This is a genomic window from Citricoccus sp. SGAir0253 (genome assembly GCF_005877055.1).
Classification (GTDB): domain Bacteria; phylum Actinomycetota; class Actinomycetes; order Actinomycetales; family Micrococcaceae; genus Citricoccus.
Map to the genome: position 1 here is coordinate 2,457,788 of NZ_CP039424.1, position 16,115 is coordinate 2,473,902.

The following is a 16,115-nucleotide window of genomic DNA, read 5'->3' on the forward strand; positions in this document are numbered from 1 at the left end:
GCGGGGGACGCGGGGGATACGGGGGACGGGAACGCGGAGGGCCGGCACCTCAGGCCCCCGCGGCGGGGTCGCTCCCGACGCCCGCCGCCACCGGCGTCCCGCCGCGCTGCTGCGGGACGGACACCCGGGCCAGGACACGGTCCAGCACGGCCGGGGCGGTGGCCCCGCCGAACTCGGCCTCCGGGTCCAGGACCAGCCGGTGGGTCCACACGTGCGGGGCGAGGTCCCTGACGTCGTCCGGGAGCACGTAGTTCCGGCCCCGGGCGGCGGCCCGCACCTTGGCCGCGCGGACCATGGCCATGGCGCCGCGGACGGAGACGCCCAGCCGGGTCTCGTCCACGTGCCGGGTCTCCTCGGAGAGCTCGGCGACGTAGTCCAGCACGGCGGCGTCCACGTGCACCGTGGCGGCGAGCTCCGTCATGTCCCGGATCGCCTGCGTGGTGATGATCGCCGAGAGCGCGCCGGACCGGTCCTTCGTCGCGGCCCCGGACAGCAGCCGCACGGTCGAGGCGCGGTCCGGGTAGCCGATCGAGGTCTTGATGAGGAAGCGGTCCAGCTGCGCCTCGGGCAGCCGGTAGGTGCCGGCCTGCTCGATCGGGTTCTGGGTGGCGATCACCATGAACGGGCGCTCGTTGGCGTAGGTCACCCCGTCCACCGTCACCCGGGACTCCTCCATGACCTCCAGCAGGGCCGACTGCGTCTTCGGGGAGGCGCGGTTGATCTCGTCCGCCAGCACGATGTTGGCGAAGACCGGCCCCCGGTGGAACTCGAACTCCTGCGTCCGCTGGTCGTAGATGGTCACGCCGGTGACGTCCGAGGGCAGCAGGTCCGGGGTGAACTGGATCCTCGAGTGGGTGCCCTGGACGGTGGCGGCCAACGAGCGGGCGAGCATGGTCTTGCCCGTGCCGGGTGCGTCCTCCAGCAGCACGTGGCCGTCGGTCAGCAGGGCGGTGAGGACGAGGGAGATGACGTCCTGCTTGCCCAGGATGGCCTGGCCGATGTTGTCCGAGATCCTCTCGAACGTCCCGGCGAACCACTCGGCCTGGTCGGTGGTCATGGTCATGGCGTGCGGTCCTCTTTCGACGTGGATCGGGAGACGTGCGGGTTGGTGGGAGGAGACGGGGGCAGGTGCGGCGGGGGGCGTGCGGCGCGGGTGTCAGTATCCCGGCCAGGGCGTCAGGGGCGTGGTCTTGACGCCGTTCGTGTCGAACACGGCCCAGACCCGGTCGAAGTAGCCGTGGCCGGCCCAGCAGTCCAGGTCCCCGGAGCCCCGACCGTCGAGGCCCACCCGGATCGGGTAGGAGTTGCCCGTCCCGATGGTCCGGCCGGACCCTGCGGTCCCCCCGGACGCCCAGCACTTGGCCGTGTGGGTGCCCGGGGTGAAGTCCTGGACGGACACCCGGTACTTGTGGCACTTGATGTCACAGCCGCTCACGCTGACCGGTGCGCCGCGCTCGGTCACCCCGCTGGGGCTCGGCGGCGGGGGCGGGGGCGGCGGCGCCTTGTCCGAGGTGGCCTTGGCGGACCACTGCCGGGACATCTGGACCGAGGCCTCCGGCGTGGTCTCGACCCGCACCACCACCGTCGAGGTGGTGCTGTAGCCGACCGTGGCCGTGTGCGAGCCGGCCGTCGCGTCGACCTGGCGGCCGTCCACCGTGACCGTCAGGGCCAGGCCCCGGCCGTTCTCGTAGTCGCGGACGTTGGGGTTCCAGCTGTGGACGACCTTCCGCTCGCCGCCGGAGGACCGGACGTCCGCGGCGTCCTTGATGGGTCCGTACGCGCTGGTCTGGTTGGAGGCGCCCGAGGGGTCCCCGGCGCCGGCGGCGTTGAGCGCCCGCACGGAGACCGTCACGTTGGTGCCGTTGGAGCCGACGTCGATGACGCTCCCGGGCCCCGCGATCGACTGCCAGCCACCGCCGTTCACCTGGTACTGGTACCCGGTGACGGGGGAGCCGTTCGCCGAGCCCGGGGTGAAGTCCACCGAGATCCGGTGGTCCTGCCCGGTGGCGGCGATCCGCGGGGCGGAGGGGGCCTTCGGCCGTCCGTAGGGGGTGACCGCCGCGGAGCGGGCCGAGGGTGCGGAGTCGCCGACCCGGTTCCGCGCGACCACGGCGAAGGAGTACGAGGAGGTGGCCTCCAGGCCGGTCACCTGCTGGGTGGTCCCGGAGACGCCCGCCACGGTGCGCACGCGGGTCCCGCCCTCGTAGACGTGCAGGTCGTAGGAGCCGATCGAGGCGCCGTTGTCGTCCGGGGCCGTCCACGAGACGTCGACGACCCCGCCGTTCACCGCCGACTGGGCGCGCGCGGCCGAGGGGGCCGGCGGCTGCCCGGGCACCCCGGCCGGCGTGACGGACGAGGACCACCCGGAGTACTCCGAGGGCCGGTCGGCGTCGTTCACCGCCTGGACCCGGAACTGGTAGGCGGTGCCGTTCGTCAGCCCGTCCCACGTCGTGGAGGTTCCGGAGACGGACCGCTGGCTGACGCCGCCCGCCGGGGCCGGGGAGATCTCCACCGTGTACGAGGTGATGGGCGAGCCACGGTTCACCGGCGCGGTCCAGGACAGCTCGACGGTGCCGTCGCCGTCGGTGCCCGTGGGCGGGGCCGGCTGCTCCGGCTCCACGTCCGGCCGTGCCGGTCGCGAGGCCACGGACGGGTCGGACTCACCGACCTCGTTCGTGGCGGTCACGGTGAACTCGTACTCGCGGTCGTTGGCCAGCCCGGTGATGGTGCACGTGGTGGCGGCGCACCGCTGCTCCACCCCGGCCGCGGAGACGGTGTACCCCGTGATGGCCGAGCCGTTGTCGGCCGGGGCGTCCCAGGCCAGGACGACCTCGCGGTCCCCCACGGACTCCACCCGCGGCACCCCCGGTGCCTCCGGGGCACCCTTGACGTTGAGGGTGATGGTGCCCTGGACCTCGCGGTCGGGGTCCTCCGTCAGGTCCCCGATCGTGTACTGCACGCGCATCTGTCCCACCACGTCCTCCGCGGGGGTGACCACCACGGTGTCCCCGCGGACCGCCACGCGACCCCCTCCCTCCCGGGTGGTGGCGGCGCGCAGGGTCAGCGGCCCCTCGCCCGCGAAGGGGTTGACGTCGTTGTCCAGCACGCGCACGGTCTCGGAACGGCCCTGGTGGGCGTCCTCCACGGTGTCCGGATTGGCCACGGCGAGCTCGCGGTCGGAGCCGTTGACGCTGATCGCGACCTGGGCGGCCACGGGCTCGGACCGGCCGTCCGTGACGGACACCCGGACGGTGCCCCGGGTCCCCTTCGGGGTGCGGCTGTCCGCCCGGACCGTGAGCACCGAGCCCTCCAGCGCGACGTCCACGCCCTCGACGTCCACGGCGCCGAGGGCGAACCGCAGCCTCCCGGCGTCCCGGGGGTCGGGGTCGGCGGCCGCCTGGGACAGGTCCAGCCGGACGGGATCGCCGCCGGCGGCGGCCTCGAGGGAGTTGGACTGCAGGGTGGGCGGGGTGTTGGACTCCTCGTCCGGCGGCGGGACCACCCGGATCGGCTGGGTCAGCACGGACTTCAGCCCGTCCGGGTCGTCCGGCCCCGAGCCGTCCGTGACCTCGAAGCTGACGGAGGCGGCCCCGGCGTAGTCGCGCGGCGCGCGGAAGACCAGTCCGGTGGCGGAACGGACCAGGTCGGCCTCCGACTGCGGGGAGGAGGTCACCTTCGCCTCCTCCGTGAGCCGCGGCGAGCGGCCGTCGCGCACGACGACGAGCTCGCCGACGTCGAGGGCCAGGTCCTCCCCCGCGGTCACCTCCAGCGGGGCGTCCGAGCGCAGGGCCGGACGGGCCTCGCCCGAGCCCGGCACGATCACGAAGGCGTAGGAGGAGAGCTCGTCGGCGTCGGTGAGCCGGTAGGTGATGACCTGCGGGTTGGACTCCACGGGGACCACCAGCTGGTCCTCCTCGGTCAGCTCCACGCCCTCCGGGTCGTCCGGCAGGGCCACCACGAGGTCGTCCGGCGTGCCGTCCGGGTCCTCGTCGTTGCCCAGCAGGTCCACGGTCACCTCGTCCCGGTCCACCGTCTCCTGGAAGGACACGCGGTCGTCCCGGGCGATCGGCGCGCGCAGGGGGGCCCGCGGGTCCGCCTCGACGGTGAGCGTGCCGGTGTCCGTGCCGCCGCGGCCATCGGTGATGCCGTAGCGCACGGTGACGAAGCCGGCCCCGGCCGGGGCGGTCAACAGGATGCGACCGTCCACCAGGGCGGCGTCCGAGCCCTCGGTGGCCTCGAGCGTCTCGAGGAAGCGCAGCTCGTCGCCGTCGGCGTCGGTGTCGTTCGCGAGCACGTCCACGGCCACCGGCCGGCCGGGCTGGACGCGGAGGGAGTCGTTGACCGCCACCGGCGGGGTGTTCACCTTGGCCACGGGGGCGATCCCCACCATGATCGTGCCGGTGGCCCGGGCCCCCAGCCGGTCCTCCACCACGTAGGTGAAGGCGTCCGTGCCCGCGGTGCCCTCGGCGGCGGTGTACTCGATCGAGTTCGCGGTCACCTTCGCGGTGCCCAGCGACGGCGGCGCCTGGAGCTGCACGAGGGACACCGAGTCGCCGTCCGGGTCGATCCCGTCGAGCGGGATCGGGATGGCCACGGTGTTCCCGGCGAAGACGCGCCCCTCCACGCGCTCGGGGGTGGGCGGGGAGTTGTCCTCCAGGTCCACCGCGGTGACGTGGAAGGTCACGCGGGCCGAGGCCTCCTGGCCGTCCGGTCCGGAGACCGTGTACACGGCGGAGACGGTCCCGGGGTCCCGGCCCGCGCGGAGACGGATCGTGTCGTCCGCCACCGAGACGAGCCCGTCCGCCGCGTCCACGCCCTCGGCCAGGACCGGCTCCAGCGTGAGCTCGGCCCCGTTGGGGTGCACGTCGTTCTCCAGGACGGGCACGGTGACCACGTCACCGGCCCGGACCACGGCGGTGTCCGGGTTGGGCCGCGGCGGTTCCATCGTCTCGGGGGCCGGGATGGGGATGACGGTGACCTCCCCGGTGGAGGCGGCGGTCCCGTTGGTCACGGTGTAGGAGAAGGTCAGCGGCTCGGCCAGTCCCCGCCGGTCGGTCACCCGCAGCACGGCGTTGCGCTCGATGGCGACCCCGACCGGGGCATCCCGGGGCACCTCGACCTGCTGGACCACCAGCACCCCGCCCTCGGGGTCGGTGTCGTTGCCCAGCACGTCCACGAGCACGTCCCCGTCCGCCGGCACCAGGGCCACGTCCCGGACGGCGATGGGCGCACCGGGGTTCTCCTCCGGGTCCCTGACGTCCACCCGGATCAGCCCCGGGGCGGAGGCCGGCCCGTTGGTGGCCACGTACTTCAGGTAGGAGGTCCCCTCCCGGCCGGAGCGGAACGAGACCGTGCCCGTGTCCGGGTTCAGCTCCACCTCCGCGCCGGGCACCGGGTCCACGTGGGCCAGGCGCAGCCCGGAGCCCGTGGGGTCGAAGTCGTTCCCCAGGGGCGCGAAGGTGGCCTCCTCCCCCCGGTTCACGGTGACGTGGTCCGTGGCCGTGATGGGCGGGGCCGCCCCCTCGGGCAGCACCTCGACGACCACGCGCCCGGTGGAGGACTCCCGGCGGTCGGAGACGGTGATCTCCAGTTCCTTGGTGCCGGTGGACTTGCCCACGTCCTCGAAGGTCAGCACGCCGTCCGGGCGGACCCGGACCACGTCCCCGTCCTCGGAGACGGCGCCCATCAGCTGCAGGTCGTCCCCGTCCGGGTCCCGCCAGTCCGTGAGGACGTCCTGGGACACCTCGGTGCCGGCCTGGACCCGCAACGTGGTCACCCGTTCCTGCTCCGGGGCGCCGTTCTGGTCCTCGGGCACCACCCGGACGGTGGCCCGCGCGGTGTCCGTTCCGCCGCGCCCGTCGTCCGCCCCGTAGGAGAACGAGGCGGTGCCGGTGGCGTCCCCGGGGACGACGAGCTGGAAGCCGGTGCCGTCGTGGATCGGCTGCAGGGTGCCGACCCGCGGCTGGCCGCCCTTCAGCTCGGCCGTCAGCAGGTCCCCGTCCGGGTCCACGTCGTTGAACAGCACGGGCAGCGCCGTGGTCCGGCCGGCCCGGACCCCGAAGGCGTCGTCCCGGGCGACAGGCCGCTGGTTCTCCTCCTGGCGGTCCGGCAGCTCGATGGAGTCGGTGATCTCGTCCGACTCCTCGTCCTCCTGCTCGCCCTCGCCCTTCGGCGGCTCCAGGTCGGCCCAGTTGTCGACGATCTTCAGGGCGTCCTGCACGAGCCAGCTGTTGCCCTGCGCGACGTCGTTGAGCACCACCACGTCGCGGTTGACGCGGAACACCAGCTCGGCCGCTGCGGGCACCTCGGGGATGCGCTCCACGAGGTCCTGCCCGTCGTCGTCGCAGTCCCGCTGGTACAGCCCGGACCCCTGCCACGCGGCGTGGGTGCAGGACCCGACGCGGACCGGCTGGACCGGCGTGCCGGTGGCCTCCACGGGAGCGTGCCGCGCCCCTCCCCCGTCCAGCGGCACCGTGGCGGTCCCGCCGGCCAGCGCGACGACGGCCCCGTCCGCCTCCGGGCCGGGCGCCTGGAGCCGTCCGCCGGCGGCGTCGGGGACGGTGGTCGCCGTGCCCTCCGAGGTCACCAGGGTGCCGGACGGCGCGTCGAAGACGACGCCGGTGTCCCCCACGGCGGACACCTGCGGCGCGGTGAGTCCCGCCAGCCCGTCCACCTCGGTGGACACGACCTCGCGGAAGCCGGCCGCCTGCCCGGGAGGCGCGTCCGCGGAGGGTCCGTCCCCGTCCGCCGCCGCGGCGGCGTCCCGGCGTTCCTCCTCGGTCAGCGGGCGGAAGCCCTTGAGCAGGTTCGCGTCCAGGTCCGCGACCCAGACGACGTCGTCCCGGCCGACGGCCGAGGCCACCCGGCCCTCGGCCTGGTAGAGCGGCGCCGACCCCTCGGCGGACATCGACCCGGCCTCGGCGGTCCGCGCGGCGTGGACGCGGCCGTGCTCGGGGTCCGCCACGGCCACGACGTCCTCGCCGTAGGAGAAGTGGTGGCCGGCCGGCAGCATGCTCTCGCCGGTGAGCTCGAACGCCGCCGGGTCGACGGTGACGAGGGCGGCCGTCTCCCGGTCGCGCAGGTAGACCTGGTCGGCGTGCTGTGCCAGGTCGAACTCGGCCATGGTGGTGGCCACGCCGCCGTCGAGGGTCTGCGACTGGTGGTTCAGGTGGGCGACCATGTTCTCGGCGCGGTTGACCACCCACACGCCGCCGTCGTTGAGGTCCACGTCCGCGGTCTCGAACCCGGGGTGGATGATCGCCCCGGCCACCGCGGCCGCGGAGACGCCGAGGAACGCCGTGGCCTTGAGCGCGCCCCGGCGCGCGGCACCCCACTGTGTCCTCACGATGCTCCCCCGATGGTGACAACCGGCGGCCGGCCCGGTGCGCCGGACCCGGTGCGCCGGGACCGCTGCGGGTGCCCGGCGGCCGCCCCGGTGAGTCTATCGGCCCCGCGCCGGCGCCCCGCCCCCGACATGCGGGGACCTCGCCGGGCCGGCGGCCGCCCCGGGGGCCGGCCGCGCCGACGGGACGCGCACCGTGGGCACGCGCTCAGTCGACGACGAGGCCCTCGCCCGAGCCGGGCATGAGGATGGACGGGCGGATCTCCCCGAAGCCGCGCACCATCCGGGGCGGCTGCGGGACGAGGATGAACCGCTCGTCGTCCTCGAGGGCCATGGCGGTCATCGCGTCGACCAGCACGGTGCCCGGGTCGGCGAGCGCGGTCAGCCGGGAGGCCAGGTTCACGGTGGGGCCGTAGATGTCCCCGAGGCGGGACAGCACGCGGCCCCACACGAGCGAGACGCGGGCCGAGGGCAGCACGGGGTCGTCGCTCATGGCCTTGGCCAGGGCGAGGGAGATCTGCGCGCCCGCCTCCGGGGTCTCGGCGTTGAACAGCACCTCGTCCCCCACGGTCTTGACGAGCCGGCCGCCGCCGATCGAGATGATCTCCGCGCACTTGTTCTCGAAGCGCTGGACCATCTGCGCCAGGGTGCGCTCGTTCATCTGCCGGGACAGCGAGGTGTAGGAGACCATGTCCGCGAAGCCGACGGCCCGGGCCAGGGGCAGCGGGGCGTCGTCCTCGGACCCGTCCCGGCCCACCGCGCTGGCCGCGAGCCCGGCCTCCACGCGCACCGTGAGCCGCTGCAGCGCGGAGTTGAGCTGACGCCGGTAGGAGTACTCCATGACCTGCTGGAGCGGTTCGATGATCTCCGGCAGCATGCGCACCACCTCCCGCCGGGCCTGGGGGTCCGTCATGCCCTCCTCGCTGATCTTGTTCTCCACGAGGGCCTCGATCTGCCAGACCACCATGCGGTCCGTCATCTGGCCGATCGAGCGGGTCAGGGAGATGGCCGTCTCCTCGTTGAGCACGCCCCGGCGGACGAGGTCGATCATGGTGCCGATCGCGGCCGTGTCCTGTGGCGTGAACGCCCGGTCCCCGTCCTGGACGTTGGGGAAGCCGAGCGCGCGCCACAGCTTGCGGGCGGAGACCAGCGAGACGCCCAGCTCGCCGGCCATCTCGCGCCGGGTCAGGGTGCGCGGGCCGCCGAGCAACTCCTCCTCGAGGTCCGAGATCGCCTGGGTCCAGGTGGCCGGATCCTGCGGGATCCCCAGGGAGGACGTGGCGGTCGTGTCCGGCGGCACCTCGGCCGGGGCGGGCTCGGCGGACGGCCGGGGGGCCGGTCCGGGGCCGTCGTCGCCGGCGGGCACGGCGCCGGCCACGGCGGGGTCGGGGACCCCGGGCCGAGGAGCGGGCTCGGCGCCCGGCACGGGGCCGTCGTCGGGGACCGGGCCGTCCAGGCCCTCCAGCGGATCAGCCACGGCGGCCACCGCCCCTCGTCGCGGGGGACGCGGGGGACGCGGGGACCGCACGGGTCGCCGGGAACGCGGGGGCGGCAGAGGGGCCGGCCGGGGCCGGCCGGGGCCGGGTCGTCCAGCTCACCTGGGGCGCGGCGGCGGGATCCACCATGCCCTGCTCGGCGACCTGGCGGCGCAGCGCCGCCACCTCGCGCAGGATCAGCTCGCGGAACCGGACGGCCTCGGGCATCCCGGCCAGCACCAGGTGCGATCCGCCGCCGTGCGCCACCACGAGGGTGCCGGCACCGGAGCGGCGCTGGCCGCGGCGCTGCTCCAGCCGGACGTCGTCCACGGCCAGCAGGTGCACGGCGCGCTCGCGCGTGCGGCCCGCCCCGTCCCGCCGGACGATCCGGCGGGTGGTGAGCACGGTGGTGCGCGCCAGCCACCGCCACGCGGGGCGGACGCTGCCGGCCAGGACCGCGAGACCGGCCAGGACCCACACCGTCCCGGAGAGCGCCGGCCGGGCCTGGACGAGCACCGAGGGCAGGTCGGCCCGGGCCAGGAGGCCCTGGACGTAGCCGGTGGCCAGGGCGATCAGCAGCAGCCGCAGGACGGGCGCGGTGAGGGCACGCGGGTGGGCCCGGGTGCGCACGCGCACCTGCTCCCCTGGTGTCAGCCGCAGTCCCACGTCCGTCGCGTCCTTCCCGCCGGGGGCCTCCGCCCCGTCTCGCCAGCGTCCGGTCCCGTCCCCGATCAGCGGCGCAGGTGCACGACGTCGGCGGCGGAGACCTCCAGCAGGCCACCGCGCCGGGTGGCGCCGGGGACCGCTGGGTCCATCTTCCCACGGCCGGCCGGCTCGATGAGCAGGGTGCCGCCCGGGCCCAGTCCGCGGGCCGTGCCCGTGACCGCGGCGCCGCCGGGCAGCTCGGCGCGCACCCCGGTGCCCAGGGTGCCCAGGTGGGCGACGACGTCCCGCACCGCCGGGTGGGACCCGTCCACCTCGGCGCCGGGGTGGGCCCGCACCTCGCGGGTGAAGTCCTCGAGCGCGGCCCCCAGCGAGCGCAGCAGGGCCGGGAGGACGTCCCGGGCCAGCTCCCCGGCGGCGGGGTGGCCGGTGCCGGGCAGCCACTCGACCATCGACGTGGCGGTCGGCACGGGGGCCCCGTGGGGGCCGAAGTCCAGGTTCAGCCCGAGCCCGAGGACCAGCCCCGACTGGCCCGGCAGCACGCCGGCGAGGATCCCGCACAGCTTGCGCCCGTCCGGGGCCAGCACGTCGTTGGGCCACTTCACGGTCGCCCCGATCCCGCGCCGGCGCAGTTCGCGCGCCGCCACGGCGGCCGCGAGGAGGGTCGTCCAGCTCCAGTGCCGCACGTCCACCGCGGGGCGCAGCACCACGGAGAAGGACAGGGCGGTGCCCGCCGGCGTCGTCCAGTCCCGGCCCTGCCGGCCGCGGCCGGTGCGCTGGTCCAGCGTCGCCAGGGCGCGCAGGTGCGGCCAGTCCCCCGGGGCCGCCTCGGCGGCCTCCAGGACGGCGCGCTGGGTGGAGCCGGTGTGGTCCACCCACGTCACCGGGGGCACGGCGGGCGCGCGGCCGGGATCGCCGTGGGCCGGGCGTGCGGGGCCCGGCGCGGAGGCGGGCGGGGTGTCGGGCGAGGCGTCACGGTCCATGCCTCAGGTATACCGCGCCCCGCCGGACGGCCGGGGCACGCGCAGGGTGGCCCTACTGCGGGACGGGTGGGCGGCGTACCCTCGGGATCATCCTTCGATGACTGTCGGATCGACTGGGAAGAGGCCGGAGATGATGCTGGACCAGTGGGCCGGGCCCGCCGCGTACGAGACCTACATGGGGCGGTGGAGCCGTCGGCTGGCACCGCGGTTCCTGCAGTGGCTCGAAGCCCCGCCGCAGGGCCACTGGCTGGACGTCGGCTGCGGCACCGGCGCGCTCACCGAGGCCATCTGCGCCACGGCGGACCCGGCGTCCGTGCTGGGCTGCGACCCGTCCGAGGAGTTCATCGCCCACGCCCGCGAGCACGTCCGGGACGAGCGGGCCGGGTTCGCGGTCGCCGCGGCGCCGGGCCTGCCGGTGCGCGAGGGCGGCTACGACAGCATCACGTCCCTGTTGGCCCTGAACTTCATGGCGGAGCCGGAGGCCGCCGTGGCGGAGATGGCCGCGCTCGCCGCCGGCAAGGACTCGCTCGTCTCGGCGTGCGTGTGGGACTACGGCGAGCAGCTGCAGATGCTGGACCGGTTCTGGCACGCCGCCGCGGCGCTGGACCCCCACGCCCGGGAGCTGGACGAGGGACGGCGGTTCCGGCTGTGCCGGGCGGATGCCCTGGACACGCTGTTCCGCCGCTCGGGACTGCGCCGCGTCCACTGCGGCCCACTGTTCCTGCGCATGGTCTTCGCCGGGTTCGACGACTACTGGGGCGCCCTGCTGAACGGCGTCGGACCGGCCCCGGCCTACGTGGCCTCGCTCGACGGGGACCGCCGCGAGGAGCTGGCCCGCCGGGTGCGGGACGAGCTGCCCGGCGGCCCCCACGGCCGCATCACCCTGATGGCGCGCGCCTGGGCGGTGCGCGGCATGCCCCGCTGAGCCGCCGGTCCGGGCCGCTCCGCGGCGGCCCCGGGCCGCTTCCGCGGCGATCCGGGGCCCGTTCGCACGGGACCGGCCCGGGACCCGATGTTGTGGGATTCCTACAAGGGGGGACCCGGCCCGCCTCACTAGACTGGGCCCCGGACGGGCACCGTTGGCCGGAGGGGGGCCGCACCGGGCGCCCGGGGAATTGTATGGATGATCCAACCGACGGAGGACCCGTGACCGTTCGCACCGAGGCCAGCACCGGGGCGAGCCCGGACGAGGGCGCACCGGACCTGACCACCACGGCGGGCAAGCTGCAGGACCTGGCCCGCCGCCGGGCGGAGGCCGCGCTGCCGTCCGGCGCGGCCGCCGTCGAACGGCAGCACGCGCGGGGCAGGCACACCGCCCGCGAGCGCGTGGAGATGCTGCTGGACCCGGGCTCCTTCGTCGAGTTCGACGCCCTGGCCGTGCACCGCACCACCGCCTTCGGGATGGACCGCAAGCGGCCGCTCGGCGACGGCCTCGTCTCGGGCCACGGCACCGTGGACGGCCGGCTCGTGGCGGTGTACTCGCAGGACTTCACCGTCTACGGCGGCTCCCTCAGCCAGGTCAACGGCGAGAAGATCGTCAAGGTGCAGGAGTTCGCCGCGCGCAACGGCTGCCCGGTGATCGGCATCAACGACGGCGGCGGGGCCCGCATCCAGGAGGGCGTGGCCTCGCTGGCCATGTTCGCGGACATCTTCCGCAACAACGTGATGTCCTCCGGGGTGGTCCCGCAGATCTCCGTGATCATGGGGCCCTCGGCCGGCGGGGCCGCCTACTCCCCGGCCCTGACCGACTTCATCGTCATGGTGGACAAGACCTCCCACATGTTCATCACCGGGCCGGACGTCATCAGGACGGTCACCGGCGAGGACGTGGACATGGAGACCCTCGGCGGCGCCCGCCAGCACAACACCACCACCGGCACCGCCTCCTACCTGGCCGCCTCCGAGGAGGACGCCCTGGAGTACGTGCGGGAGCTGCTGGAGTTCCTGCCCTCCAACAACCTGGCCGAGGGGCCCGTGGAGCCGTTCGAGGAGGAGCTGGAGGTCACCGACGAGGACCGCACGCTGGACACCCTCGTCCCGGACTCCGCGAACCAGCCCTACGACATGCTCACGGTGATCGAGCACCTGCTCGACGACGGCCACCTCCTGCAGGTCCAGGAGCTCTACGCGCCGAACGTCATCACGGGCCTGGGGCGGATCGAGGGCCGCACGGTGGGGATCGTGGCGAACCAGCCGATGCAGTTCGCCGGCACCCTGGACATCAACGCCTCCGAGAAGGCCGCGCGGTTCGTGCGCTTCTGCGACGCCTTCAACATCCCGATCGTCACCCTCGTGGACGTCCCCGGCTTCCTGCCCGGCACGGACCAGGAGTTCACCGGCATCATCCGCCGCGGGGCCAAGCTCATCTACGCCTACGCCGAGGCCACCGTGCCCAAGCTGACCGTCATCACGCGCAAGGCCTACGGCGGGGCGTACATCGTCATGGGCTCCAAGAAGCTCGGCGCGGACCTGAACCTCGCGTGGCCCACGGCGCAGGTGGGCGTGATGGGCGCCCAGGGCGCGGTGAACATCCTCTACCGGCGCGAGCTCGCCGCCGCCGAGGAGTCCGGGGCGGACGTGGAGGCCCGGCGCGCCGAGCTGGTGGAGGACTACGAGGCCGAACTGCTCAATCCCTACCAGGCGGCCGAGCGCGGCTACGTGGACGCCGTCATCACCCCGGCCGAGACCCGCGTCCAGCTCGTCCGCGGGCTGCGCGCCACCTTCCACAAGCGCGAGTCCCGGCCCGCCAAGAAGCACGGGAACATCCCCCTGTGACCCCGAAGGAGCGACCCGCCATGACCGCACGCGATGCCGACGCCCCGGACCGCCCCGGCAAGGAGCCGGTCCTCGTGGTCCGCGGCAGCCTGGACGCCGAGGAGACCGCGGCGCTGACCGCGGTGCTGCAGGCCGCGGCCGTGCAGGCCGAGCACCACCACCGCCAGGGCGCCGGTCGGCGCGACCCGGACCGCACCCTGGAGCGCCGCCGTCGCCTCGGGCTGTGGGCCCGGCCCGGCTCGGACTCCTGGCGGCACGCCGCCGGGCACAGCTGAGGCACGCCCTGCGGCGCGGGGGCGCCCCGACCAGTAGGGTTTGTCCATGACCGACACCACACGGACGGATACCCCCCGCCCCGGCGCCGTGGACCCCGCGGCGGCCCCGCCGCGCCGCCCCACCGCGATCGACGACCTGGCCGACCGGTACTTCGCCGACACCCTGGCACTGCACCCCGAGGACGCCACGGCACTGGGCCACCCCGGGCACGAGACCGAGTACGCGGACTACTCCCCCGCGGGCACGGCCGCACAGGACGAGCTGGACCGCCGCGTGCTGGCCGAGCTGGAGCGGCTCGAGCCGGCGGACGACGTGGACCGGGTCACCGCCGCGGCCATGCGGGAGCGGATCGGGCTGCAGCGGGAGATCACCGCCACGCGGCGCACCGAGCTGAACAACCTCGCCTCCCCCGCGCAGGGCATCCGCGAGGTCCTCGACCTCATGCCCACGGACACCGCGGAGCAGTGGGAGCACATCGCCGGCCGGCTGGCCAACCTGCCGGCCGCCCTGGAGGGCTACCGCGAGTCCCTGCGGTCCTCGCGCGACGCCGGCCAGGTCCCCGCCCGGCGCCAGGTGGACATCGTCATCGAGCAGGCCGAGGCCCACTCGGCCCCCGACGGCTTCTTCCCCGGGCTCGTCGAGCGCGCGGCCGCGGCCGGCGTCGTCCCCGGCCCGCTGCTGGCCGAGCTGGAGACCCGGGCGCGCGGCGCCGGCGAGGCCTACCGCTCGCTCGCGGCCTTCCTGCGCGAGGAGCTGTGGGGCTCCGCCCCCGAGCGCGACGCCGTGGGGACGGACCACTACGCCCTGGCCTCCCGTGTCTTCCTGGGCGCCCGGATCGACCTGGCGGAGACCTATGAGTGGGGCCTCGAGGAGCTCGCGCGGATCGTGGCGGCCCAGCAGGCCGACGCCGAGGCCATCCGGCCCGGGGCCACGATCGAGGAGGCCCGGCAGGTGCTGAACGCCGACCCGGCCCGCCGGCTCGAGGGCACCGGGGCGCTGCGCGAGTGGATGCAGTCCACCTCGGACGCGGCCCTGGCGGCGATGGGCGCCTACTTCGAGGTCCCGGCGCCCATGGACCGGATCGAGTGCATGATCGCCCCCACCCAGGAGGGCGGGGTGTACTACACGGGCCCCTCGGAGGACTTCTCCCGGCCGGGCCGCATGTGGTGGTCCGTGCCGCCGGGAGAGGACTCCTTCACCACGTGGGAGCAGAGGACGACCGTCTACCACGAGGGCGTGCCGGGGCACCACCTGCAGATCGCCACGGCGATGCTCAACCGCGGCCAGCTCAACGACTGGCGCCGCAACGCCTGCTGGACCTCGGGCCACGGCGAGGGCTGGGCCCTGTACGCCGAGCGGCTGATGGAGGAGTTCGGCTTCCTCGAGGATCCCGGGGACCACCTCGGCATGCTGGACGCACAGCGCATGCGGGCCGCGCGGGTGGTGTTCGACATCGGCGTGCACTGCGGCTTCCGGGCCCCGGAGGAGTACGGGGGCGGGACGTGGACGCCCGAGTCCGGGTTCGCGTTCCTGCAGCGGCACCTCAACGACACCCCGGGCCAGGTGCGGTTCGAGTTCATCCGCTACCTGGGCTGGCCCGGGCAGGCCCCGGCCTACAAGGTGGGCCAGCGCATCTGGGAGCAGCTGCGGGCCGAGCACGCCGACCGGGCCGCCCGGCGCGGCGAGGCGTTCGACCTCCGGGCCTTCCACACCCGCGCCCTGCGCCTGGGCTCGATGGGCCTGGACACCCTGCGGGAGGCGATGGCATGAGCGCGCCCGTCCGCCCCGGCGGTCGGCCGGCCCCCCGGCTCGTGCTGGCCTCCGCCTCCCCCGCCCGCGCCCGCATCCTCGAGGCCGCCGGCATCGGCTTCACCGTGATGGTCTCCGAGGTCGACGAGGACGCGGTCGCCGAGGCCCACCCCACCGCCGGCCCCGCCGAGATCGCCCTGCTGCTCGCCCACGCCAAGGCCGAGGAGGTCGCGGCCCGCCCGGAGGCGGCCGGCGCGCTCGTGCTGGGCTGCGACTCGGTGTTCGAGCTCGACGGCACCGCCTACGGCAAGCCGTGGGAACCCGCCGTGGCCGCCGAGCGCTGGCGGCGCCAGTCCGGGCGGACCGGGCAGCTGCACACCGGGCACTCGCTCATCGACGCCGGGCACCACGGCACGGTGCGCGGGACGGGCCCGGCCGGCGTCGGGACGACGGGCGCGCGGACGGCGGGCGCCGGGGCGGGAGGTCCGCGGCCCGACGGCGGCGGGGCGCCCTCGGCCACCGCGCTGTCGACCGCCTCGGTCACCTTCGCAGAGGTCACGGACGCGGAGATCGCCGCCTACGTGGGGTCCGGGGAGCCGCTGCAGTGCGCTGGCGCCTTCACGATCGACGGGCGCGGCGCCGCCTTCGTGACGGCCGTGCACGGGGACCCCAACGCGGTGATCGGCCTGTCCGTCGCCACGCTGCGCGGCCTGCTGCACCAACTGGGCTGGTCGGTGACCGATTTGTGGGGTTCCTACAACTGACCAGGCCGGGCGCGGGGAAAAGGCGCCGGATCCTGTAGGAATCCCACGGCCGGGTCTAGGCTCGCAGGACGGGTCCGCCCCCCAGGGC

Annotated in this window: 10 protein-coding genes; 5 read left to right on the top strand and 5 right to left on the bottom strand. The window is 75.1% G+C overall.

Annotation, left to right across the window (positions count from 1 at the left end):
• Positions 1–49: 49 nt before the first annotated feature.
• From E7744_RS10835 to E7744_RS10855, 5 genes are all read right to left on the bottom strand, one after another.
• Positions 50–1,063, bottom strand: a complete 1,014-nt coding sequence (locus E7744_RS10835) for a MoxR family ATPase (RefSeq protein WP_137774128.1) — start codon at positions 1,061–1,063, stop codon at positions 50–52.
• A 93-nt stretch (positions 1,064–1,156) separates the two neighbouring features.
• Positions 1,157–7,345, bottom strand: a complete 6,189-nt coding sequence (locus E7744_RS10840) for an Ig-like domain-containing protein (protein WP_246858408.1) — start codon at positions 7,343–7,345, stop codon at positions 1,157–1,159.
• Between the two features lie 205 nt (positions 7,346–7,550).
• Positions 7,551–8,708 (bottom strand): adenylate/guanylate cyclase domain-containing protein, encoded by a 1,158-nt coding sequence (locus E7744_RS10845; RefSeq protein WP_371415405.1) that lies wholly within the window; start codon positions 8,706–8,708, stop codon positions 7,551–7,553.
• Between the two features lie 103 nt (positions 8,709–8,811).
• Positions 8,812–9,483, bottom strand: a complete 672-nt coding sequence (locus E7744_RS10850; RefSeq protein ID WP_168199803.1) for a PH domain-containing protein — start codon at positions 9,481–9,483, stop codon at positions 8,812–8,814.
• Between the two features lie 65 nt (positions 9,484–9,548).
• Positions 9,549–10,463 carry a biotin--[acetyl-CoA-carboxylase] ligase gene (locus tag E7744_RS10855; RefSeq protein ID WP_137774129.1) on the bottom strand — a complete coding sequence of 305 codons (915 nt, stop codon included), beginning with the start codon at positions 10,461–10,463 and terminating at the stop codon, positions 9,549–9,551.
• Between the two features lie 130 nt (positions 10,464–10,593).
• Between E7744_RS10855 and E7744_RS10860 the strand changes: the two genes are divergently transcribed.
• From E7744_RS10860 to E7744_RS10880, 5 genes are all read left to right on the top strand, one after another.
• On the top strand, positions 10,594–11,388 hold the full coding sequence (locus tag E7744_RS10860; RefSeq protein WP_137774130.1) for a bifunctional 2-polyprenyl-6-hydroxyphenol methylase/3-demethylubiquinol 3-O-methyltransferase UbiG: 795 nt from the start codon (positions 10,594–10,596) through the stop codon (positions 11,386–11,388).
• A 221-nt stretch (positions 11,389–11,609) separates the two neighbouring features.
• Positions 11,610–13,238: an acyl-CoA carboxylase subunit beta gene (locus E7744_RS10865; protein WP_246858409.1), complete on the top strand. Its 1,629-nt coding sequence runs from the start codon at positions 11,610–11,612 to the stop codon at positions 13,236–13,238.
• A gap of 20 nt (positions 13,239–13,258) precedes the next feature.
• The gene (locus E7744_RS10870; RefSeq protein WP_137774132.1) at positions 13,259–13,513 is read left to right on the top strand and encodes an acyl-CoA carboxylase epsilon subunit; all 255 of its coding nucleotides are present in this window, start codon (positions 13,259–13,261) and stop codon (positions 13,511–13,513) included.
• 46 nt (positions 13,514–13,559) lie between these two features.
• Entirely contained in the window at positions 13,560–15,284 is a 1,725-nt protein-coding gene (locus tag E7744_RS10875) for a DUF885 domain-containing protein (protein ID WP_137774133.1), read from the top strand.
• Complete coding sequence (locus E7744_RS10880; protein WP_137774134.1) at positions 15,281–16,027, top strand: nucleoside triphosphate pyrophosphatase; 747 nt, start codon at positions 15,281–15,283, stop codon at positions 16,025–16,027. Before E7744_RS10875 ends, E7744_RS10880 begins: the two co-directional genes overlap by 4 nt.
• Positions 16,028–16,115 lie beyond the last annotated feature (88 nt).

Excerpts from the sequence above, each read along its gene's own strand:
- E7744_RS10855 (WP_137774129.1), bottom strand. The coding sequence starts at position 10,463 with ATGGACCGTGACGCCTCGCCCGACACCCCGCCCGCCTCCGCGCCGGGC.
- E7744_RS10835 (WP_137774128.1), bottom strand. The coding sequence starts at position 1,063 with ATGACCATGACCACCGACCAGGCCGAGTGGTTCGCCGGGACGTTCGAG.
- E7744_RS10860 (WP_137774130.1), top strand. The coding sequence starts at position 10,594 with ATGATGCTGGACCAGTGGGCCGGGCCCGCCGCGTACGAGACCTACATG.
- E7744_RS10870 (WP_137774132.1), top strand. The coding sequence starts at position 13,259 with ATGACCGCACGCGATGCCGACGCCCCGGACCGCCCCGGCAAGGAGCCG.
- E7744_RS10875 (WP_137774133.1), top strand. The coding sequence starts at position 13,560 with ATGACCGACACCACACGGACGGATACCCCCCGCCCCGGCGCCGTGGAC.
- E7744_RS10880 (WP_137774134.1), top strand. The coding sequence starts at position 15,281 with ATGAGCGCGCCCGTCCGCCCCGGCGGTCGGCCGGCCCCCCGGCTCGTG.